This is a genomic window from Ruegeria sp. AE4 (assembly GCF_056542185.1).
This window is the reverse complement of the sequence record NZ_JBQFZK010000001.1, coordinates 238,423-259,311: the sequence shown is the minus strand read 5'-3', so window position 1 is coordinate 259,311 and position 20,889 is coordinate 238,423. Positions and strand designations below refer to the sequence as shown.

22 protein-coding genes are annotated in these 20,889 nt (G+C 58.9%); 10 read left to right on the top strand and 12 right to left on the bottom strand.

Annotated features, from left to right (window positions below; all coding sequences use genetic code 11):
* Positions 1-132: 132 nt before the first annotated feature.
* Entirely contained in the window at positions 133-1,119 is a 987-nt protein-coding gene (locus ACR0EK_RS01335) for a GlxA family transcriptional regulator (RefSeq protein ID WP_480564447.1), read from the top strand.
* A gap of 67 nt (positions 1,120-1,186) precedes the next feature.
* On the opposite strand, the gene ACR0EK_RS01330 is transcribed toward ACR0EK_RS01335, so the two are convergent.
* Genes ACR0EK_RS01330 through ACR0EK_RS01320 form a run of 3 tightly spaced genes read right to left on the bottom strand, consistent with a single transcriptional unit; the run spans position 1,187 to position 4,192 of the window.
* Positions 1,187-2,233, bottom strand: a complete 1,047-nt coding sequence (locus tag ACR0EK_RS01330) for an aldo/keto reductase (protein ID WP_480564444.1) — start codon at positions 2,231-2,233, stop codon at positions 1,187-1,189.
* Between the two features lie 29 nt (positions 2,234-2,262).
* A complete protein-coding gene (locus tag ACR0EK_RS01325) occupies positions 2,263-2,721 on the bottom strand; it encodes a DNA polymerase III subunit chi (RefSeq protein WP_480564441.1) in 459 nt (152 codons plus the stop codon).
* A 4-nt stretch (positions 2,722-2,725) separates the two neighbouring features.
* Complete coding sequence (locus ACR0EK_RS01320) at positions 2,726-4,192, bottom strand: leucyl aminopeptidase (RefSeq protein WP_480564438.1); 1,467 nt, start codon at positions 4,190-4,192, stop codon at positions 2,726-2,728.
* Between the two features lie 229 nt (positions 4,193-4,421).
* Between ACR0EK_RS01320 and lptG the strand changes: the two genes are divergently transcribed.
* From lptG to rsmA, 5 genes are all read left to right on the top strand, one after another.
* The gene (lptG, locus tag ACR0EK_RS01315) at positions 4,422-5,522 is read left to right on the top strand and encodes an LPS export ABC transporter permease LptG (RefSeq protein ID WP_480480588.1); all 1,101 of its coding nucleotides are present in this window, start codon (positions 4,422-4,424) and stop codon (positions 5,520-5,522) included.
* Positions 5,522-7,684, top strand: a complete 2,163-nt coding sequence (locus ACR0EK_RS01310) for an LPS-assembly protein LptD (RefSeq protein WP_480564435.1) — start codon at positions 5,522-5,524, stop codon at positions 7,682-7,684. The genes lptG and ACR0EK_RS01310 overlap by 1 nt, the downstream gene beginning before the upstream one ends.
* Positions 7,675-8,928: a peptidylprolyl isomerase gene (locus ACR0EK_RS01305; protein ID WP_480564432.1), complete on the top strand. Its 1,254-nt coding sequence runs from the start codon at positions 7,675-7,677 to the stop codon at positions 8,926-8,928. Before ACR0EK_RS01310 ends, ACR0EK_RS01305 begins: the two co-directional genes overlap by 10 nt.
* Positions 8,925-9,890 (top strand): 4-hydroxythreonine-4-phosphate dehydrogenase PdxA, encoded by a 966-nt coding sequence (gene pdxA, locus ACR0EK_RS01300; protein WP_480564430.1) that lies wholly within the window; start codon positions 8,925-8,927, stop codon positions 9,888-9,890. The genes ACR0EK_RS01305 and pdxA overlap by 4 nt, the downstream gene beginning before the upstream one ends.
* Before the next feature lie 85 nt (positions 9,891-9,975).
* Positions 9,976-10,818 carry a 16S rRNA (adenine(1518)-N(6)/adenine(1519)-N(6))-dimethyltransferase RsmA gene (rsmA, locus tag ACR0EK_RS01295; protein ID WP_480564427.1) on the top strand — a complete coding sequence of 281 codons (843 nt, stop codon included), beginning with the start codon at positions 9,976-9,978 and terminating at the stop codon, positions 10,816-10,818.
* A 55-nt stretch (positions 10,819-10,873) separates the two neighbouring features.
* Here rsmA and ACR0EK_RS01290 read toward each other — a convergent pair whose 3' ends face one another.
* The 3 genes from ACR0EK_RS01290 to prfA form a co-directional block, all read right to left on the bottom strand.
* Positions 10,874-11,467, bottom strand: coding sequence for a DUF4167 domain-containing protein (locus ACR0EK_RS01290; RefSeq protein WP_267364566.1), 594 nt, complete (start codon positions 11,465-11,467; stop codon positions 10,874-10,876).
* Between the two features lie 239 nt (positions 11,468-11,706).
* Positions 11,707-12,552, bottom strand: coding sequence for a peptide chain release factor N(5)-glutamine methyltransferase (prmC, locus tag ACR0EK_RS01285; RefSeq protein WP_480564424.1), 846 nt, complete (start codon positions 12,550-12,552; stop codon positions 11,707-11,709).
* Positions 12,549-13,604: a peptide chain release factor 1 gene (gene prfA, locus ACR0EK_RS01280; RefSeq protein WP_480481653.1), complete on the bottom strand. Its 1,056-nt coding sequence runs from the start codon at positions 13,602-13,604 to the stop codon at positions 12,549-12,551. Before prfA ends, prmC begins: the two co-directional genes overlap by 4 nt.
* A 62-nt stretch (positions 13,605-13,666) precedes the next feature.
* On the opposite strand from prfA, the gene ACR0EK_RS01275 reads away from it, so the two are divergent.
* On the top strand, positions 13,667-13,948 hold the full coding sequence (locus ACR0EK_RS01275; RefSeq protein WP_480480576.1) for a hypothetical protein: 282 nt from the start codon (positions 13,667-13,669) through the stop codon (positions 13,946-13,948).
* A gap of 15 nt (positions 13,949-13,963) precedes the next feature.
* Here the strand turns inward: ACR0EK_RS01275 and ACR0EK_RS01270 are convergent, their stop codons facing one another.
* The 4 genes from ACR0EK_RS01270 to ACR0EK_RS01255 all read right to left on the bottom strand — a co-directional run bounded on the left by ACR0EK_RS01270 (position 13,964) and on the right by ACR0EK_RS01255 (position 17,636).
* Complete coding sequence (locus tag ACR0EK_RS01270; protein WP_480564421.1) at positions 13,964-14,365, bottom strand: DUF1499 domain-containing protein; 402 nt, start codon at positions 14,363-14,365, stop codon at positions 13,964-13,966.
* A gap of 65 nt (positions 14,366-14,430) precedes the next feature.
* Positions 14,431-15,378: an agmatinase gene (gene speB, locus ACR0EK_RS01265; protein ID WP_480504872.1), complete on the bottom strand. Its 948-nt coding sequence runs from the start codon at positions 15,376-15,378 to the stop codon at positions 14,431-14,433.
* An 89-nt stretch (positions 15,379-15,467) separates the two neighbouring features.
* The gene (gene speB / locus ACR0EK_RS01260) at positions 15,468-16,442 is read right to left on the bottom strand and encodes an agmatinase (RefSeq protein ID WP_480480570.1); all 975 of its coding nucleotides are present in this window, start codon (positions 16,440-16,442) and stop codon (positions 15,468-15,470) included.
* A gap of 30 nt (positions 16,443-16,472) precedes the next feature.
* On the bottom strand, positions 16,473-17,636 hold the full coding sequence (locus ACR0EK_RS01255; RefSeq protein WP_480564418.1) for a M20 aminoacylase family protein: 1,164 nt from the start codon (positions 17,634-17,636) through the stop codon (positions 16,473-16,475).
* 66 nt (positions 17,637-17,702) lie between these two features.
* On the opposite strand from ACR0EK_RS01255, the gene mazG reads away from it, so the two are divergent.
* Genes mazG through ACR0EK_RS01240 form a run of 3 tightly spaced genes read left to right on the top strand, consistent with a single transcriptional unit; the run spans position 17,703 to position 20,011 of the window.
* Complete coding sequence (gene mazG / locus ACR0EK_RS01250) at positions 17,703-18,569, top strand: nucleoside triphosphate pyrophosphohydrolase (RefSeq protein WP_267364570.1); 867 nt, start codon at positions 17,703-17,705, stop codon at positions 18,567-18,569.
* 54 nt (positions 18,570-18,623) lie between these two features.
* Complete coding sequence (locus ACR0EK_RS01245) at positions 18,624-19,565, top strand: nucleoside hydrolase (protein WP_480538025.1); 942 nt, start codon at positions 18,624-18,626, stop codon at positions 19,563-19,565.
* Positions 19,562-20,011 carry a GNAT family N-acetyltransferase gene (locus tag ACR0EK_RS01240; RefSeq protein ID WP_480480566.1) on the top strand — a complete coding sequence of 150 codons (450 nt, stop codon included), beginning with the start codon at positions 19,562-19,564 and terminating at the stop codon, positions 20,009-20,011. Before ACR0EK_RS01245 ends, ACR0EK_RS01240 begins: the two co-directional genes overlap by 4 nt.
* On the opposite strand, the gene ACR0EK_RS01235 is transcribed toward ACR0EK_RS01240, so the two are convergent.
* Both ACR0EK_RS01235 and ACR0EK_RS01230 read right to left on the bottom strand, forming a co-directional pair.
* Positions 20,008-20,172, bottom strand: coding sequence for a hypothetical protein (locus ACR0EK_RS01235; RefSeq protein ID WP_480480564.1), 165 nt, complete (start codon positions 20,170-20,172; stop codon positions 20,008-20,010). The genes ACR0EK_RS01240 and ACR0EK_RS01235 overlap by 4 nt on opposite strands.
* Before the next feature lie 140 nt (positions 20,173-20,312).
* Entirely contained in the window at positions 20,313-20,852 is a 540-nt protein-coding gene (locus tag ACR0EK_RS01230; RefSeq protein ID WP_480480562.1) for a GNAT family N-acetyltransferase, read from the bottom strand.
* Between the last annotated feature and the right edge of the window lie 37 nt (positions 20,853-20,889).

Here is a 20,889-nt window from a genome sequence, read left to right as displayed (position 1 = left end):
ATGTTTTCCCCAAGTTATACCCGGTTCTGCCTTGGGTTTTCCCCAGGCTTTTCCCCGGATTCCGATTTGCGTTCTGACCCGACTCTGGCGCAGCTTTGGGAAAACCACTTGGCAATATGCGAATCAAACTTGATGAAATCCGCAAAAAACATACTGCAACCGGAACACCGCGCCCTGAAAACCGCGGTGCTTGTGCTGGACGAATGCAACACCCTCAGCTTTGCCTCTGCGGTGGACCCGATGAGGGCCGCGAACCGTCTGGCGGACCGCCCGGCCTTTGACTGGGACTATGTGACCGCAACGCCAGAGCCCGCGGTGCTGACCAGTGCGTTGCAAGTGCCCGGTATTCCACTGGCCCGGTTGCAATCCTGCGACCTGATGATCGTGGTCGCCGGGTTCCAACTGGCCCGCCACGCCACCCCCAGCCTGCTGGCTGGTCTGCGGCGCATCGCGGGCACAGGCGCAACGATGGCAGGCATTGATGGCGGCCCGTGGCTCTTGGCCGAGGCCGGGCTACTGGATGGCCATCTGGCAACAACCCACTGGGAAGACCTAGAAAATTTCGCCACGCGGTTTCCCGAAGTTGATGTGCGCACCGACCGCTTCACCGTTTCGGGCAATCGACTGACTTCGGGTGGCGCAATTCCGGCTGTCGAGATGATGCTGCACATCATCACCGCCCGTCATGGCGCAAGTTTCGCCGCGCGCGTTGCGGGCCTGTTCCTTTACGATGGTGCTCCGGACCCTGGAAAACCGCAAAGCCGCACAGGCGCACCCCATCGCCACACAGCACTGACCGCCAAGGCCAACTCGATGATGCAGGCGTCACTTGATGATCCCCTGCCGCTGGCCTTTATCGCAGACCGCCTGGGCACCAGCCCACGGACGCTGCAACAACAGTTCCGACTGCGCCTGAACACGACGCCGCAGGACCACTATCTGCAACTGCGCCTGGCCGAGGCCCGCCGTCTGGTCACCGACACCGACATGCCACTGATGGATGTGGCGCTCGCCACCGGCTTTGCTTCGCAATCCAGCTTTGCCCGCGCTTTCCGCACCGCCCACGGTCAATCGGCCCGCGACCTGAGACACGAACGCGCGCATCCCACCCATCACTGACCGGATCCTTCTTCATCTGGCCAAAAATATCCCGGGGGCGTCGCCAAAGGCAACGGGGGCAGAGCCCCTAAAACGGCATCGGGTGCGCCCGATGTGCCCTGCTGATCTCGGCCAACACATCCTTGGATAATTCAAGATCCACGCCCGCCAGAATATGATCCAGCTGTGCAACGGTCGTGGCCCCGAAGATTGCCGACATCATGAACGGGCGCGTCCGGCACCACGCCAACGCCATATGCACCGGATCCAGACCATGCCGTGCGGCGATGTCCAGATAAGCTGCAACCGCCTCGAAAACACGACCGGATTTCCGGCCTCCCATCTCAGGCACAAAGGACATACGCGATCCGTCGGGAACGCAGTCATTTTGGTACTTTCCGGTCAGAAAGCCTGCCGCCAACGGGGAAAACGCCATCAGCCCAACATCTTCATGCACACTCAACTCACCCAGGTCGGTGTCAAAATGGCGGCACAGCAATGAATACTCATTCTGCACCGATGCCACGCGCGGCGCCCCCATCTGGTCGGCCAGCCGCAGCCACTGCGCGGTTCCCCAAGCGCTTTCATTCGACAGGCCAAAGGCACGGATATTGCCCTTGTCTACCTGAGCCTGCAATGCCTCAAGGCATTCTAGCATGTTGCTCAGCACTTCATCTGTGTTTTCGCCAGACGGCGCATAATCCCAGTTCTGCCGAAACATATAGCTGCCCCGATTGGGCCAGTGAAACTGATAGAGGTCAATGTACCCGGTCTGCAAACGTCGCAAAGACCCCTCAACTGCTTCGGGTATTGTGCGGGCAGTGATCGGCGCACCATCGCGGACAAAGGACAGCCCCGCGCCGGAATGCTTGGTCGCCAAAACATAATCTCCCCGGCGGGTAGTATTGGCCGCGTTCCAGTTTCCCAGTATCTCTTCGGTGCGCCCGATCGTTTCTTTCGCGACAGGGTTCACCGGATACATTTCGGCCGCATCGACAAAGTTGATCCCCGCGTCCAACGCCATATCCATCTGCCGGTGCGCATCCGTTTCAGACGTTTGAGAGCCAAATGTCATCGTGCCAAGGCACAGATCGCTCACCATAATTCCGGTACGGCCCAAGGGCTTCTTCTGCATTGTCGTATCTCCTGAAAATTGCGGGCCGGTCAGGCTTCAGCCTTCTTCTCCCATCGCCCGGACTCCTCCGACCAATATTGTGCGGAACATCCGGCATCCGTCAGCGCTTTCCACTGCCCGCGCGCCTGTTGTACAGCCATGTCGTCATTGCCATCGAACAGGATACAAACCCGTTCCAACGCGGCGACTTCTTCCGCTTCGACCGGCGCGCCATCCACAGCCATGATGCAGGTCGCGTCGTTTCCCGCCACGGCGCTGGTGGTCAGCAGAATCGGCTGGTCCGCGTCATGCGGGCCGCCAGCGCGACCATGCGGCAGGAATCCCTCCTCGGGGCCCAGCCACAGCTTTTCATCCAGCCAGTCCATCCGCGCAGGGTCAGTACCCCGCACGGCTATCCGCCACCCGGCTTGCCGCGCCTTGTCCAGCAGCGCGGGCAAGGTGTGCTCCAGCGGCAGGCGGGTCAGGTGGTAGAAATAGACAGCGCCCATATGCTTACTCGAAATTGTCCTGCACAAACCGGCTCAATGCGCGCACGCCCCAGCCGGTGGCGCCTTTGGGCGCATAAGAGGTCTCTTCAGCCACCGAGGCGACGCCTGCAATGTCCAGATGAATCCACGGCGTTTCCTCTTTCACGAACCGCTGGAGGAACTGCGCGGCGGTGACTGAACCGGCGGGGCGACCGCCCACGTTTTTCATGTCGGCAATGCGCGATTTCAGCAACTTGTCATAGGCGTCGCCCAATGGCATCCGCCAAGCGCCTTCATCCTCGGCCTTGGCTGATTTCAGGAAAGCATCACAGAACGTGTCATTGTTCGAAAAAACACCAGCGTTTTCATGGCCCAATCCGATGATGATCGCACCGGTCAAAGTTGCCAAGTCGATCATTCCGACCGGCTTGAACCGTTCCTGCGCGTACCACATCACGTCACACAGAACCAGGCGGCCCTCGGCGTCGGTGTTGATGATCTCGACCGTGTCGCCCTTCATCGACCTGACCACATCACCCGGACGGGTGGCGTTACCTGATGGCATATTCTCGACCAGACCAACCAGCCCCACGACATTGGCTTTTGCCTTGCGCTTGGCCAGCGCGCGCATGGTGCCCGCAACAACGCCGGCGCCGCCCATGTCCATGGTCATCTCTTCCATGCCGACAGCGGGTTTGAGCGAGATACCACCCGTGTCGAACACCACGCCTTTTCCGACCAAAGCCAGAGGCGCGTCGTCCTTGGCCCCGCCATTCCACTGCATCACCACCACTTTCGAAGGGCTGTCCGAGCCCTGCCCGACGCTTAGCAACGTGCGCATTCCCAGCTCGGCCAGCTTGTCTTCGTCCAGCACTTCGACCTCAAGACCCAGCTCCTGCATCTCAACCAGGCGGTCCGCGAATTCGGTGGTGGTCAAAACATTTGCTGGTTCATTGGTCAGATCGCGCGTCATCCGAACCCCGTCAGCAATTGCATAGAGAGGTGCGAATTCTGCCTCGGCCTCAGCAGGCTTTGAGTGGCTGATTGTCACTGTGCCAGCCTTCTGGCTTTCCTTGGTTTTATGCGCGTCGAATTCATAGCTGCGCAGAACAATCCCCAGTGCCAGATCCTCGGCGCGCGCGTGATTGCCAACCATCACCAGCATGTCCTTTCCGCCCGCCAGTTTGGCAAGGGCTGCACCTGCCTTGCGGGCTTCGCCGGCCTCGGGGCGACGTGGCAGAACCAGAACATCCAGCGCCTCTGCCGCCATTCCTGTGGGCCATGCCATCGAGATGACGTCCCCTGTCTTCGACTTTCTGAAACTCTCGCTTTCAACAAGCCGCGCCAACCCGCCCTTCGTCAGACGGTTGGCTCTGCGGGCTGCCGGGCCCATCTTACCGTCGTCCGGAATGATGATGGCGACGCGCCCTCCGGCCTGCGCCATAGCCTCCAGGTCAAATTCCTGAAAACGGATCGGTATCAGACTGCTCATTGTACACTCCTCGAATTCTGTTCCCCAAGACCTAGCCCGCGGGGCACGCATTGACCAGATAGCAGTTTTCCCCGCCTTTCAATTGCATTAAGGTCCCGAAAAAATGACCGGCAGGCTCGGGGGAGAAAGACGTGGTACGAGAGGGCAGGCATACGCCGTCGCGCACAGCATTGCGCAGGCGCGATATCGGCCCGACGCCCCGCACTACAGGCGCAGCGGGGTCGCGCCTATGATCCTGGACCGTTATTTTGCCCGCCGGTTTCTGCAAAGCTTCATGGTCATCGGAGGTATTTTCCTGACCTTGATGATTCTCATCGATCTGATCGAACAGATTCGCCGCTTTGACGATTTCGACCTGTCTTTTGCCCAGCTGCTGCACCTCACACTGCTGAATACACCGGCCGCCATCAGCGAAATGCTGCCTTTGCTGGTCATCCTGTCCACCATCGCGCTGTTCGTTGGGCTGGCACGTACGTCCGAACTTGTGGTGACCCGTGCAACTGGCCGCTCGGGCATCCGCGCTTTGGTCGCCCCTGTCCTGTTGTCGCTGATCATCGGCGCTCTGGCCGTTGCACTGTTGAATCCCATCGCGGCGGCCACATCCGAAGAGTTCCGCCGCTTGTCGGATTCATACCGAAACAACGGCAGTTCGGCCCTTTCGATCAGCAGCGAGGGCCTGTGGCTGCGCCAGTCTGCCGAGAATGGGCAGGCCGTTATCCACGCCCGGGCAACATCGAACCAAGACAAGCTGCGGCTGGACGGTGTTACCGTCATCACCTTTGGGCGGGATGGCAAACCAACCCAGCAAATTGTTGCGGATCGGGCAGAGTTGGAAGACGGGAACTGGGTTCTGTATCAGGCAAAAACCTGGGCCTTGCAGGATGGGCAAAACCCTGAATCCAATTCAGTTGTGCACGAGCGTCTGGAGCTGCCGACCTCGCTGACCCGACAGCGGATCATGGATACGTTTGGGCAACAGGATTCGGTTTCTGTTTATGACCTGCCCCAGTTGATCAGCGACCTGCGCGAGGCGGGATTTTCGACCAAACAATATGAGGTTTGGCTGCAGGTACAGCTGGCCCGGCCTTTCTTTCTGATCTCGATGGTTCTGATCGGGGCCGCGTTTACCATGCGCCACGTTCGGTTCGGCGGTACTGGGATCGCCGTTCTGACAGCCGTCCTGCTTGGGTTTGCCATCTATTTCGTGCGCAATTTCGCGCAAATCCTCGGGGAAAACGGACAATTGCCCATCTATATCGCTGCCTGGGCACCGCCCTTTGCCGCAATTCTGCTGTCTCTTGGTCTGCTACTGCATGCGGAGGACGGCTGATGCGGCATATCGTTCCTGTATTGCTTACCAGTGCACTGGCTTTGTCCGTCCCGGCGGGAACTGCAGCACAGACATCCCAAGGCCGGCCACAACCACAGGGCACACAAGCGCAGCAAGAGCCCGCCTTGCTGGTGGCCGACAAGGTATTCATCACGCCTGAGCGCAAACTTGTGGCTGAAGGCAATGTCGAAGCCTTTCAGGGCGACACCAAGTTGTCCGCCCATCGTATCACGTATGACCGCGAGACTGGCGAGCTGATATTGGAAGGCCCCATTCGTATCGATCAGGGTGGTCAAACTACGCTGCTGGCGGATTCAGGGCAACTGGACAGCGGAATTCAGAACGGACTGCTGATCGGTGCACGCATGGTGTTTGAACAGCAGGTACAGATCGCCTCGGTTCAGGCGAAACGGGCCGCAGGACGTTATACACAATTCAGCAAGGTTTCAGCCACATCCTGTCATGTCTGCACCGACGGCAGGCCGCCTCTGTGGCAGATCAGGGCGCGCAAAGTCACGCATGATCAACTGGAACGGCAACTATATTTCGAAGGCGCGCAGCTTCGGGTCCTGGATTATCCGGTATTCTACTTTCCCTATCTGCGCTTGCCCGACCCAACGCTAGAGAGGGCAACCGGCTTTCTGGTTCCTTCTATCCGCAGCACCTCGCAATTGGGCACTGGCGTTCAGGTTCCGTATTTCTTCAAACTTGGCGATCACAAGGACCTGACACTTACGCCTTACGTCTCAGCCAAGACGACAACTCTGGGATACCGCTATCGTCAGGCCTTTGTGAACGGACGCATTCAGGTGGAAGGCGCTTATACACGGGACGATGTGCAACCCGATCAGGATCGCGGCTACCTGTTTGCCACCGGCTGGTTCAATCTGAAGAACGATTTCCGTCTGACCTTCAATCTGGAAACTACATCCGACGATGCCTACCTGGCCGATTACGGCTTGCCGGATCTGGACCGCTTGCGCAGCGAAATCGCACTGGAGCGGATCAAGCGCGATAGTGCGTTCAAAACCGGCCTGATCTACTACAAAACACTTCGGGACAGCGAAAATCAGGACGAAATCCCGTCCCGCGTCTTCGACCTCAACTATGAAAAACGCTATTTTCCCAGCACGCTGGGGGGCGAGGTTCGGCTGGCATTCATCGGTCATGCGCATGAACGTACCAGCGACACAGATGTTGTTGGTCGCGACATGGCACGGGCCACCTTCGATGCCGAATGGCTGCGCAGCTGGACTTTCTCATCGGGGCTGCGGGTCGATACAACGCTGGGGGCGTCGGTTGACACTTTCAACGTTCGCCACGACAGCAACTACCCCGACAACGTGACCCGATCTACGCCGCGCGCGGCTTTGACTCTCCGGTATCCAATGACCCGGCGCGAGGAATCGGGGGCTGTTCAGTTCCTCGAACCGATTGCGCAGTTCGGATGGACACATGTATCGGACACCGATGTTCCGAATGATGAAAGCACTTTTCAGGAATTCGATCAGGGCAACCTTCTGTCCCTCTCGCGGTTCCCTGCTGAAGATCAGCGCGAGAACAGTGCCACTGGTGTGGTTGGCCTGAACTGGGCCCGGTATGGCGCGGGTGGCTGGCAGGCCCAGGCGACTGTGGGCCAAGTGTTTCGGGCCGACGCCGATCCAAACTTCACGCTGACATCGGGATTGCAGGGCACATCGTCGGATTTGCTGGTAGCCGGGCAGATCAGCACGGCCAATGGCTGGTCACTTGCCGGACGCGGTCTGATCGACGGGGATTTCAGCTTTGTCAAAGCCGAACTGCGCGGCGCATGGGCATCCGAAAATGCCGGCCTGTCTGGTAGCTATATCTGGCAGGAACCGGACCCGGCGGAAAACATCACCGAAGAAATCTCGGAAATTCTGCTTCTCGGACGCTACCAGGTCGATCAGAACTGGCTGACCAATGCCCTGGCGCGCTACGATCTGGCTGAGTCGGAGCCGATCCGGCTGGGTCTGGGTGTGACCTATCAGAACGAATGCGTTCGGGTTAACATGTCCGTAAGTCGGCGCTTTACTTCAACATCCACTATTGAGCCTTCGACAGAATTCGGCTTTACCCTTTCTTTGACAGGGTACGCCCTTGAAGGCGGTGGCAAGACATACAAGAGAACATGCAGTTGATATCAGGTTTCTCCAGGTTTCTCCGTTCCGGTTGGCTTAAACCGGTCACACCGGCACTGGTTGCCGCAGTTTTTGCAATCGCGCCTCTTCAGGGTAGCGCGCAAAGCCTGTTCTCACCCGCGATCCGCGTCAATCAGGATATTGTCACCTGGTACGAGCTTGAACAGCGCCTGCAATTCCTGAATGTTCTGGGTTTGCCCGGTGGTAACGAAGCTGACGTCAGGGATGCCCTGATTGATGAAAAACTGCGCAGGCAGGTCATGCGCAGCGCCGGCGTGCAAGCGACGCCCGAGGCCGTCCAGCTGGGCATCGACGAATTCGCCTCGCGCGGACAATTGTCGTCCGAACAATTCCTGAAACTTCTCGGCGACGCGGGCGTCGACCCTGAAACGGTCCGAGACTATGTCGCGGATCAACTGGCATGGCGCGACTATATCAGCTCGCGCTATCTGTCGCAGGCGCGCCCGACCGAGGATGAGATTGATCGCGCGCTGGGCCAGACGGGCGGTGGCGGATTGCAGGTCCTGCTGTCCGAAATCATTATCCCGGTAAACCCGCAAACGGTTGCCCAGACCGAGTTGTTGGCCGAAGAAATCTCGCGCCTTGAAGGGCAGGACGCGTTTTCTGCTGCCGCCGCTCAGTATTCCGCAGCCGCAACACGGGGTCAGGGTGGACGTCTGGAGTGGCTGAACATCTCGAACCTGCCCCCGGCGCTTCAACCTGTCATCCTGGGGCTTCAGACCGGTGAGATCACCGACCCGATCACCCTGCCGAACGCGGTCGCCTTGTTTCAGATGCGGGGCTTGCGCGAAGTCGCAACCGGCGCTCCGCGTATTTCAAAGTTGGATTATGCCGCCTATTACCTGCCTGGCGGGCGCAGCGCCGAAACCCTTTCGCGGGCCGCGAAGTTGAAAGAACAAATCGACACTTGTGATGATCTCTATGGCATTGCCAAGGATCAGCCCGCCGAAGTTCTGGACCGGGTCGAAGCCGCACCTTCCGAGGTGCCCGGTGATATTGCCGTGGAACTGGCCAAGCTGGACCGGAACGAAGCGTCGGCGACTCTGACCCGCAACAATGGTCAGACGCTTGTGTTCCTGATGCTGTGCAACCGCACGCGGGATCTGGGCGAAGACACCTCTCGGGGCGATGTCGCCAACGCGCTGGCGCAGCAACGTCTTCAGGCCTTTGCGGCCAGTCTGGTGGAACAGCTGCGGGCTGACGCTGTCATTACTCAGGAATGATGCGGCCCGTCGCGCTCAGCTGCGGCGAACCGGCCGGTATCGGCCCGGAAATCGCGGCCAAGGCGTGGGCTGAACTGCGCGATGCCTGCCCGTTCTTCTATATCGGGGACGCCAGCCACCTGCCAACAGGCACACCCGTTGCTAAAATCGAACACCCAAGTCAGGTTGCTGAAGCCTGTGGCCGGGCCCTGCCCGTTCTTCAGATGGATTTTCCCGCCGCGAACGTATTCGGCCAGCCGAATCCGGCCAACGCGCCATCGGTGGTTGATGCCATCGAAACCGGTACCGAACTGGTACAGACCGGTGAGGCCGCAGCGCTTTGCACCGCACCAATCAACAAGAAAGCCCTGATTGACGGCGCAGGGTTCACCTTTCCTGGCCATACCGAGTTTCTGGCAGCCCTTTCCGGAACCCGCCGGGTAGTCATGATGCTGGCCAGCGAGCAGTTGCGCGTCGTTCCCGCGACAATTCACATTCCATTGTCACAGGTTCCCGCGGCACTTACCCCTGATCTTCTGCGCGAAACGATTGAAATCACCGTGCGCGGTTTGCGTGATCAGTTCGGTATCGCGCATCCCCGCATCGCAGTTGCAGGCCTGAACCCGCATGCAGGTGAAGGCGGCAAGATGGGCACAGAGGAGCTCGACTGGATTGCTCCGATGCTGGCCGATCTGAACCCCGAGGACGCGACAATTACAGGCCCCCACCCTGCGGATACGCTGTTTCACACCGCCGCCCGCGCCCGCTATGACGCCGCCATCGCCATGTATCACGATCAGGCCCTGATCCCGATCAAGACGTTGGATTTCGACCGGGGCGTGAATGTCACCCTTGGCCTGCCGTTCATCCGTACCTCACCCGACCACGGAACAGCACTGGACATCGCGGGGAAAGGCATCGCCAACCCCTCCAGCCTGATCGAAGCCCTGAAACTTGCCCAACGCATGGTAAAAAGCTCTTGATCCTTCACCTGGCTGAAAATATCCCCGCCGGAGGCACAAAAATCTCGGGCACAGCCCCTTTCACAGGCGCCAAGGTATTCGGATCATGAGCGCTATAGACACGCTTCCCCCTCTGCGCGAGGTCATCGCAACCCACCAGCTTTCGGCGCGCAAATCGCTGGGGCAGAATTTTCTGTTGGATTTGAACCTGACTGCCAAGATCGCCCGACAGGCCGGCGATTTGTCAGAATGCGATGTGCTTGAAATCGGCCCCGGTCCCGGTGGGTTGACGCGAGGCCTGCTGTCCGAAGGCGCGCGCAAGGTCGTGGCCGTCGAAAAAGATACACGGTGCATTGCCGCCCTGAACGACATCGCCACCGCGTATCCAGATCGGCTTGAGGTAATCAATGGCGACGCCCTGGACATCAACCCGCTTGAATATCTGACACCGCCAATCCGCGTCGCCGCCAACCTGCCCTACAATGTCGGCACCGAGCTGCTGGTGCGTTGGCTGACACCGCCCGAATGGCCCCCATTCTGGCAGAGCCTGACGCTGATGTTCCAACGCGAAGTGGCCGAGCGTATTGTTGCCCAACCCGGCAGCAAAGCCTATGGACGCCTTGCCATCCTTGCCCAATGGCGGGCAGAGGCACGTATCGCCATGTCGCTTCCCCCCGGGGCCTTCACTCCGCCGCCCAAGGTTTCAAGCGCCGTGGTCCACCTGACCGCCCTGCCCGAGCCACGCTATCCCGCCGATGCCGCCACCCTGTCGCGCGTCGTGGCTGCAGCCTTCAACCAACGCCGCAAGATGCTGCGCGCCTCACTCAAAGGCATTGCCCCGGATATCGAAGACCGCCTTCTGGCCGCGGGTATCAAGCCCACGGACCGTGCCGAGCAAGTCCCGCTGGAAGCGTTCTGCGCTTTGGCGCGCGAAGTTAAGAAAACCTGAACAAACGAAAAAGCCCCGAGTTAAACCTCGGGGCTTGGTTCTTTGGACATCGGCTTTATTCTGCCGCCTCCGGTGCGTCCCCCGTGTCGGCAGGAGCATCCTCTTTTGCCTCGGGTGCAGCTTTGGGCTTCCGGGCGCGTGGCTTGCGCGCGGGTTTTTCCTTGCGCGGAGCCTCTTCCGGTGTTTCAGCCGCCGGGGTTTCTTTGTTTTCCGGGGTCTCCACCAGACCGCTATCGGGCTCTGAAACTTGCTGAGACAGGTCCATCACATCAGGCTGCGGTGCTTCGGCCGGATCAGCCTGGCGGGTCGCTTCGCGTTCCTGACGTTCGGCACGTTCACGGTCGCGCTCGGCCTGGCGTTCGCGGTTCTGGCGCTCCTGCTCTTCACGGCGCGCGTCAATCTCGCGCTGCGCTTCGCTCAGCATCCGCAGGTAGTGTTCCGCGTGTTGCTGGAAGTTCTCTGCCGCCACGCGGTCATTCGACAGCTGAGCGTCACGTGCCAACTGGTTGTATTTGTCAATAATCTGCTGCGGCGTGCCACGGACCTTGCCTTCGGGACCCGAGCTGTCAAAAACCCGATTTACGACGTTGCCGCCAGAAGGACGATTGCGGTTATTCTTGGCCCGCGAACGGGGTTTGGAAGATCTCATCTTACTTTACGTCAGCCTTATCAATGCGCTGTCGCTCAACCCGTGTTTTGCACTGCTCTAAGGCGTTTGCCGTGACGGGAAGTCGACTTTTTGGGCTTGGCGTCAGGGGTGCGCTGCAACAGCGTCAACCTCGCCGACTAATCCTGAGTAAGCATGTCCTGACGGCGCAGACAAGAGGAATCTCGGATTTTCACCAGCTTTTTTCTACAGGTCGGCGATTTTTGCCGCAAACCCACCACTCATCCCGGCATTCTTGCGCCGACGACACGATCGCGACCGTCCAGATCGGGGATTACCCGGACGTCCACCAACCCGGCGGCATCGAACAAGGCTGACACTTTTGCCGCCTGCGTCGGACCGATTTCGACAAGAATTCGCCCGCCCGGCAACAGAAAATCCGGGGTCGCCGCCGCGATCCGACGATACGCGCCCAACCCGTCCCCCTCATCCGTCAGGGCCATGCGCGGCTCGTGCTCACGCACTTCGGGCGACAGTTCTTCCATCTCAGACACTGAGATATACGGAGGGTTGGAAACAATCAGGTCGAATTTATCTTCAATGTTTTCGAACCAGTTTGATCGAAGGATCTCAATCCGCGTCTCTACCTGATGCTGAACCGCATTGGCACTGGCTTGCAGGCAGGCGGCTTCGCTCAGATCAACACCCACGCCCGTGGCACTGCTGCGTTCGGCCAGAAGGGTTATCAGGATACACCCCGAGCCCAGCCCCAGGTCGAGGACATGATCAAATGGTTCGCTCAACGCTGCTTCGATCAGGGTTTCTGTTTCCGGACGCGGATCAAGGACATCCCGGCTGACGCGAAACCTGCGGCCGTAGAACTCCCGCTCACCCAACAGATGCGACACCGGAACCCGGATGGCCCGCAAGGAGATCAACTGGTCATAACGCTCGGCGATCTCGGGCTGTAATTCTTCCGGGGCAATCAATGTCACGCGGCTGGCTTCAATCCGTGCAGCGTGGGCCAGCAACAGACGCGCGTCACGTGCCGGATCGTCCACACCGGCCGCACGCAGACGCGCTGTCGCCGCCACCATCGCCTGTGCCGCTGTTTGCAGACCTGTCATTGTGCCATCTCGGCCAGCAGCCGGGCCTGATCATCCGCCGTCAGCGCATCAATCACCTCGTCCAGATCACCCTGCATCACCTGATCCAGCTTATATAGCGTCAGGTTGATCCGGTGGTCGGTCATGCGCCCCTGCGGGAAGTTATAAGTACGAATGCGTTCCGAGCGATCCCCCGAGCCAACCTGACTGGCACGATCTGCCGAGCGTTCACTGTCAATCCGCTGCCGCTCCAGATCGTACAAGCGCGTCTTCAGAACTTGCATGGCGATCTCGCGGTTGCGATGCTGGGACTTCTCGGAACTTGTCACCACCAATCCAGTAGGAAGATGCGTGATCCGCACAGCCGAGTCAGTCGTGTTCACGTGCTGTCCGCCCGCGCCCGAGCTTCGCATCGTATCGATTCGGATATCATTGGCGTCGATCTGGATGTCTACATCCTCGGCCTCGGGCAGAACCGCCACAGTCGCCGCCGAGGTGTGAATGCGCCCGCCGCTTTCGGTTTCGGGCACGCGTTGCACCCGATGGACGCCGGATTCGTACTTCAGTCGCGCAAAGACATTGTCGCCTTTGATATGGGCTACTACTTCCTTGATGCCGCCCAGATCCGAGGCCTGCTCTTCGATAATCTCGAATTTCCAGCCACGCGCCTCGGCGTAACGCTGATACATGCGCAACAGATCGCTTGCGAACAAAGCGGCCTCGTCCCCGCCGGTGCCAGGGCGAATTTCCAGCATCGCCGGACGGGCATCTGCCGCATCCTTTGGCAACAGTGCCAGTTGGAGCGCGTTTTCCGCCTTGGGGATGCGGGCCTGCAACTCGGGGATTTCCTCCTCGGCAAGCTCTTTCATGTCCGGGTCAGTCAGCATCGCCTGCGCTTCGGCCAGATCCCCCACCAGCTGTCGCCAGGCCATGATCTGATCGACCACAGGCTTAAGGTCGGAATATTCTTTGGCCAGCGCCGCAATATCACCACCCGATGCGCCATCTGCCATGGCAGCTTCGAGGTACTGAAAACGCTGGGTGATCTGTTCAAGACGTTCTTCGGGGATCATCCCGGCGGTGTCTCTCATCCGGGGGCTTTGGTCAAGGGCAACGTCATGCTAAGCTCGCGGCCATGAAACGGGTTTTACTTGCTCTGCTGCTGACAACCACGCCTGCCCTCGCCGATTACATCGGCCCTGACGGCAAGACGCGGGATTGCTATTGCACCGACACATCCGGGTCTCGCATCGAACTGGGTGAGATGATCTGCCTTCAGGTCGACGGACGCATGTTCACCGCGCAATGCCAGATGTCCCTTAACGTTCCCATGTGGCGCGAGGTTCAGGAGGGGTGTTTGTCGTCCAAATTACAGAGTGAGCCTTTCGACCCCATAGATCTGGACGATGCGTCCTGACCGTTTGCGCAACGACTAGAATTGTGCCAACCACCCATCGACCCGCGCCTTGTTCACACCGAAATCCCTGCGACCGAACCGCAAACGGCCATGGATGCGCAAGATGTCTCCGTCCTGCTGTACCGTGGTGTAGTCGGGAAAGCCGATCCATTTCGTGCGGGTAACATAGGTGATCATGCCCTCACTGACCGAACCCGCCAAAACAGTGGTGCGCGGCGTGGCTTGGGCAATCTCATCAAGACGCTGCAACCCGTCGGGACCGGTTTCAACAACGCGCAACGCACCACCCGGCAAGTTCTGGCTTTCGGGCGAAACTAAAGCGACGTGCCACCGCGCAGGGTCTGACGGTGCCAGCCGGACATAGGCGCCCGCCCCAACCACAAGCGCAATCACTGCCCACAAAGCCATCTTTTTCATCCCGCTCCATCCCTTTTGTGAACCCTAAGCGGAACAAAACCGGCGGCAAGACATTCCACCGCGTCTTACCGCGACGTCACACCCGGAAGGATGCACAGCATCTCATAGATCAGATTGGCTGCTGTCAGTGCTGTGTTGCCCGATGGATCATAAGGGGGTGAGACTTCGACCAGATCGCATCCCACCACGTTTACCCCATGCAGGGCATGGATCAGTTGCAGCGCTTGCGGTGTCGAAAGACCCGCGATTTCCGGCGTGCCGGTGCCCGGAGCGTATGCGGGATCAAGGCTGTCGATGTCGTACGAGATGTAAACCGGGTGGTCCCCAATGATCTTGCGAACCTGCGATCCGATCTGGGTCAGGTTCTGCTGCCACAGCTCCCATGCGGGGAACTGGCGGAAGCCCCAGTCCTTGGCCTCGGTAAAATCCGAGGCTGCATAACCCGAGCCGCGAATGCCGATCTGGAACGTCTTGTCGGGAACAATCAGCCCCTCTTCATATGCACGACGGAAAACGGTGCCGTGGGTTTCGCGTTCACCGAACATCTCGTCATTCACATCGGCATGAGCGTCCACATGCACCAGCGCCACGGGCCCGTGTATTGCCTTGATGGCTCGCAGGATCGGCAGGGTGATCGAATGATCGCCCCCCATGGCCATCGGGATCACGCCTTTCGCCAAAATGGCGTCATAGCTTTCCTTGATGATCCTGAGGCTGTCTGCAAGCGAGAAGGTGTTGATCGCCAGATCCCCAATATCGGCTATCTGCAAACTGTCGAACGGGGCCGCTCTGGTGGCCATGTTATAGGGCCGGATCATCGCGCTTTCGCCGCGGATCTGCTTGGGGCCAAAGCGCGTGCCCGACCGCCACGACGTGCCGATATCCATCGGCACCCCCAGCACCGCCACATCCAACCCCTCAAGCGAGGAGGCCTGCGGCAGGCGCATGAATGTGTTCGGCCCGGAAAACCGGGCCAGATCATTCCCGCTAAGTGGTTGGTTGAATTCGGTCATGTGCGTAATGGTCCCGTCTCTGTTCGTCACTTGATCCAGCACATACCTTAAGCATGGCTAACTGTTGGTTAACGTGAACCCTTGCGGGTTTACCCATCTGCTTTATCCAGCTTGTTCCACCCCAACAGGCAAATGATCTGCGTCGCCACATGGGCCCCAGCAATCGCTGTCGCACCTGAGGTGTCAAAGGGCGGCGATACTTCGACAACGTCCCCGCCCTTGATATTGATCCCGGCAATGTCGCGCAGGATGATTTGCGCCTGAATCGAGCTTAATCCACCCCAGACTGGCGTGCCCGTACCAGGGGCAAAAGCCGGGTCAAGACCGTCGATGTCAAAGCTGAGGTAAACGGGGCTGTCACCAAGAATGTTCTTGATCTTCTCTGCCACAGCAGCTGGTCCCGATTCATAAACCTCGCGCGCATCGATGATGTTCACGCCCAGCGTATCCTCGTTCGTCGTGCGAATACCCACCTGGACCGAGCGTTTCGGATCGACAATGCCCGACTTTACCGCCTTGTAGAACATTGTCCCGTGATCCACGCGGGACATGTCGTCGTCGGCCCATGTGTCGGTATGCGCATCGAATTGCAGCAGGGACATTGGCCCGAATTTCTCGGCATAGGCCTTGAGGATCGGAAAGCTGATATAGTGATCGCCACCCAACGCGACCGACGCCACATCAGCAGCCAGAATGGTTCGGATGTGGTCGGTCAGCGTGTCAGGAAAGGCCGGGATATTGGCGTAATCATAAGCCATATCGCCATAATCCACGATCGCCAGTTCACTCAGCGCATCAAAGGGCCAGCCATAAGGCGCATCGGGCGACTGAAGCGCGCTGGCCTCACGGATCGCCCGCGGGCCAAGGCGCGTGCCGGGCCGGTTCGTAACTGCCTGATCAAACGGCACGCCAGTAACGGCGATGTCCACGCCCTTCAGGTTCTTGGTGTAAAGCCGCCGCAGAAAAGACGTCGCCCCGCCGAACGTATTTTCATAAGACAACCCTTTGAGGTCCGGATTGGTGAATGCCTCATCCACCTGGTTTCTTGCGTCTTCCAGTGCCATGTCTTCCGTAGTCCCTTTCCCGAACCTTTATCAGCTCAACGGCTGCGCTTTTTCCACGATCCGCGCGAAAAACGACGCGCCCACCGGCGCGATTTCGTCGTTAAAGTTGTATTTCGGATGATGCAGCCCTGCGCCTTCGCCCTGCCCTAGGAACAAATAAGCACCGGGGCGCTTTTGCAGCATGTACGAGAAATCCTCGGCCCCCATCTCGCGCCCGGTATTGCCGGTGACGCGGTCGTCACCGGATATTTCACGCGCCACCTCGGTCGCAAAGCCCGCCTTTTCGGCATCATTGATGGTGGCTGGGTAATCGACATTGTATTCCAATCGCGCCTCGACCCCATAGGATTTGGCTTGTCCTTCGACAATCTCGGCCATGCGCCGCATCACCATCTGCTGGACGTTCGGATCGAACGTTCGAACGGTACCGTTGATATAGGCCGTATCCGGGATAACGTTGTTGACCGTGCCGGTGTGGATTTGCGTGACCGAAACGACAAGATCATCCAGCGCATAATGGTTGCGGCTGACAATGGTCTGAATGGCCTGCGCAATCCCACAGGCCGCCATAACCGGATCACGGGTTTCATGCGGCATGGCACCGTGGCCGCCGACACCCTGAATATGCACTTCGAACGTATCGACAGCCGCCATGATCGGCCCCGGCGTGGTATAGAATGTCCCTACGGCAAATCCCGGCGCGTTGTGCAGCGCATAGACCTGCGAGATGTCGAACCGGTCCATGATGCCTTCTTCGACCATCACACCAGCACCACCGCCATCTTCCTCGGCGGGTTGAAAGATCAGCGCCACGCGACCGCTGAAATTTCGCGTCTCGGCCAGATAACGTGCCGCGCCCAGTAGCATGGTAGTATGCCCGTCATGGCCGCAGGCATGCATCTTTCCGGGGTTCTGAGAGGCATAGTCAACGCCCGTTTCCTCGGTAATTGGCAACGCATCCATATCGGCGCGCAAGCCAATCGTCGGCCCGTCGCCCTGCCCGTTGATGATCGCGACCATCCCGGTCTTTGCGATCCCCTCATGCAACTCATCAACCCCGAACTCACGCAGACGTTCGGCCACAAAGGCTGCCGTTTCATGGCATTCGAATTCCAACTCGGGGATGGTATGCAGATACTGGCGCCATCTGGTCATGTCGGCAGAGAAATCGGCAATTCGGTTGACGACGGGCATCTGGGGTGGACTCCTGATCGGGACTGCGGAATGGATGCATCTGACACCGGAATGAAAGGGTTCGCAATGGCTGAAAATCCTCTGATCCATGACAGCAATGCAGGTATCGAACGGCTGCTGGAAATCATGCGCCGCCTGCGCGATCCGCAATCCGGCTGCCCGTGGGATATCGAACAGGATTTCGCGACCATCGCCCCCTATACGATCGAAGAGGCCTATGAGGTCGCTGACGCCATCGAACGCGAAGCCTATGACGAGCTTAAGGGAGAGCTGGGGGATTTGCTGTTCCAATCCGTGTTTCACGCCCAAATGGCAGAAGAAGCAGGACATTTCACCTTTCAGGACGTGGTGCGCACCATGTCCGACAAGATGGTCAGCCGCCATCCGCATGTGTTTGGCGATGAATCCCGCGACAAGTCGGCCGACCAGCAAACCAAAGATTGGGAAGCCATCAAAGCCGCCGAGCGGGCGGGCAAAGAACAAAAAGGTGCACTGGACGGTGTGGCTGCAAACCTGCCCGCCCTGTTGCGCGCGCATAAGCTGCAAAAACGTGCCGCTCGAGTGGGGTTCGACTGGCCTGACGCCAGCCATGTGCTGGCCAAGATCACCGAAGAAGCGGCCGAACTGGAAGAGGCGCGCGACAAAATGGATGCCGACGCGCTGGAAGACGAGTTCGGCGATCTGCTGTTCGTGATGGTCAATCTGGGCCGTCATCTTGGCATCGAACCCGAAGCCGCCCTGCGTCGCACCAATGCCAAGTTCACCCGTCGCTTTGAAAAGGTCGAAGCCCGGCTGGCCGAACGGGGCAAGACCCCCACGCAAAGCGATCTGGCCGAGATGGATGCGCTGTGGGACGAGGTCAAAACGGAAGAGCATCGCGCCAACGGCAAACTCCCGCCGGCGGATGCACTGGCGGCGACCAGAAACGGGTAGACAAGCGATCCGACACTTGCGAGTGTCCCACCTTCACGACCCCCGGAGACGCCCATGCCCCCTCGCAAGATCATCATCGACACCGATCCCGGACAGGATGACGCCGTCGCCATACTGTTGGCGCTGGCCAGCCCGGACGAGATCGAGGTTCTGGGTATCACGGCCGTCGCGGGTAACGTCCCACTCGCCCTTACGGCCAAGAACGCCCGAATCGTTTGTGAATTGGCCGGACGTACGGATGTGCCGGTTTATGCGGGCTGCGACAAACCGCTGAACCGCCCGCTTGTAACCGCAGAACATGTGCACGGAAAAACCGGGCTGGATGGCCCGGTCCTGCCGGATCCGCAGATGCCCTTGGCTGAAGGTCACGCTGTGGACTTCATCATCGACACCCTGCGCTCTGAAGAATCTGGGACGGTGACCCTGTGTCCACTGGGGCCGCTGACAAACATCGCGACTGCATTTCGCAAAGCCCCCGATATTATCGACCGCGTGCAGGAAATCGTCTTGATGGGTGGGGCATATTTCGAAGTCGGCAACATCACCCCCACCGCTGAATTCAACATCTATGTCGACCCAGAAGCTGCTGATATCGTTTTTAAATCCGGAAGGCCAATCGTTGTCATGCCATTGGATGTCACACACAAAGCGCTGGTGACCAAATCACGAAACGACGCGTTCCGCGCATTGGACAGCAAGGTTGGACATGCCGTGGCCGAGATGACGGATTTCTTTGAACGCTTCGACAAAGAGAAATACGGCAGCGCAGGCGCCCCCCTGCACGACCCTTGCGTCACCGCCTATCTGATCCGCCCCGAGCTGTTTTCGGGTCGCCACGTGAATGTCGAGATTGAAACAGGGTCCGACCTGACCCTGGGCATGACCGTTGCGGATTGGTGGGGTGTCACCAACCGCGCACCAAATGCGTTGTTCATGGGGGAAATCGACGCTGACGGCTTTTTCACCTTGCTGACAGAAAGGCTGGCCAGATTATGAGCGCCGCCCTCCGCCTTGCGCGCCCCGAAGATCTGGATCGCCTTATGACGCTGGTCACCGCCTTTCATACAGAGGCCGGGCTGACACAGGACGCCGACAAGACACGCAATGCCCTCGCCCCCATGCTGGATGGCATCCCTCATGGCTGTGTCTATCTGATCGGACCCGGGCGCGCGCCTTTGGGATATATCATCCTGACCTTTGGCTGGTCAGTCGAGTTCGGCGGCATGGACGGTTTCGTGGACGAGATCTATATACGCCCCGCCGTTCGGGGCCGCGGCATTGCCACCGAGGTTCTTTTGGACCTGCCCAAAGCTCTTGCCGGGGCAGGCCTGATGGCTCTTCATCTGGAAGTCGACCGAAACAATGAATCTGCCCAAAAGCTCTATCTGCGCACCGGGTTCAGACAACGTGACAGGTATATGCTGATGAGCAAGGTACTTTAGCGCGACTCGCCGCGGAAGATATTTGCCGGATTCATGTCCTGAACCGGGTCATTCGACGAAACCTGTTCTCCGGTTATCGGATACGTTCCCGGACCCGCGCAGGCGGACAATACTGTGATGGACGTTGTGGCGATTATCAGAAGGAATTTGGATACAGACATCGTAGTCTCCTTTCTGCAATGAAGACAAACTACGGCATTCGGTGTGGACGTGATAAGTAACAAGTTCACACATAAGAATAGATAAGCCACATTTTTATTGTCAAACACCTCCAAAACAGACGGATATATCCCTGAAAACTCTAACTTTTCTCAGGCCCGCGCGTGTCATTCTCAAATAGCGGCATCTCGAAAAAAAGCAGGTGGTCACGTGCGATTTCAGGAGTTTGGTAATAGGCGTCGCGCAGGTGAAAGCCCAAAGACAGGTATAACCGAGTCGCCGCTTCCAGGGGTTTGCCGGTGTCCATTCGAATATAGTCGAACCCAAGATCTCGACACATTTCGATCAGCGAAAGCATGATGGCACAGCCTGCGCCGGTCCCCCTTGCTGCGTCAGTTACAAATACGCGTTTGATTTCAGCCACACCAGGCTCGTACGTGTGAAACATGCCGCAGCCGACCGGTTCCCCATGCAGTAATGCCAGTTTGATCCCACCGTTCGGCGGCGTGTGTTCCGCGTCGATGTTGTCCATTACACGGGTGTATTTTTCGCTTGGGTAGAAGGCCTGAACGATTTGGGCGGTTCTTTCATCCAGTGCCAGCAGGAAATCCCTGTAATCCCAACACAAACGCCGAACCGCTTCAAACTGGTCCGGCGTTTCCGGTTCGATGATGTTCAGCACAATGCGACCCCCGGATTAAACCCAGGGGCCAGCCTAG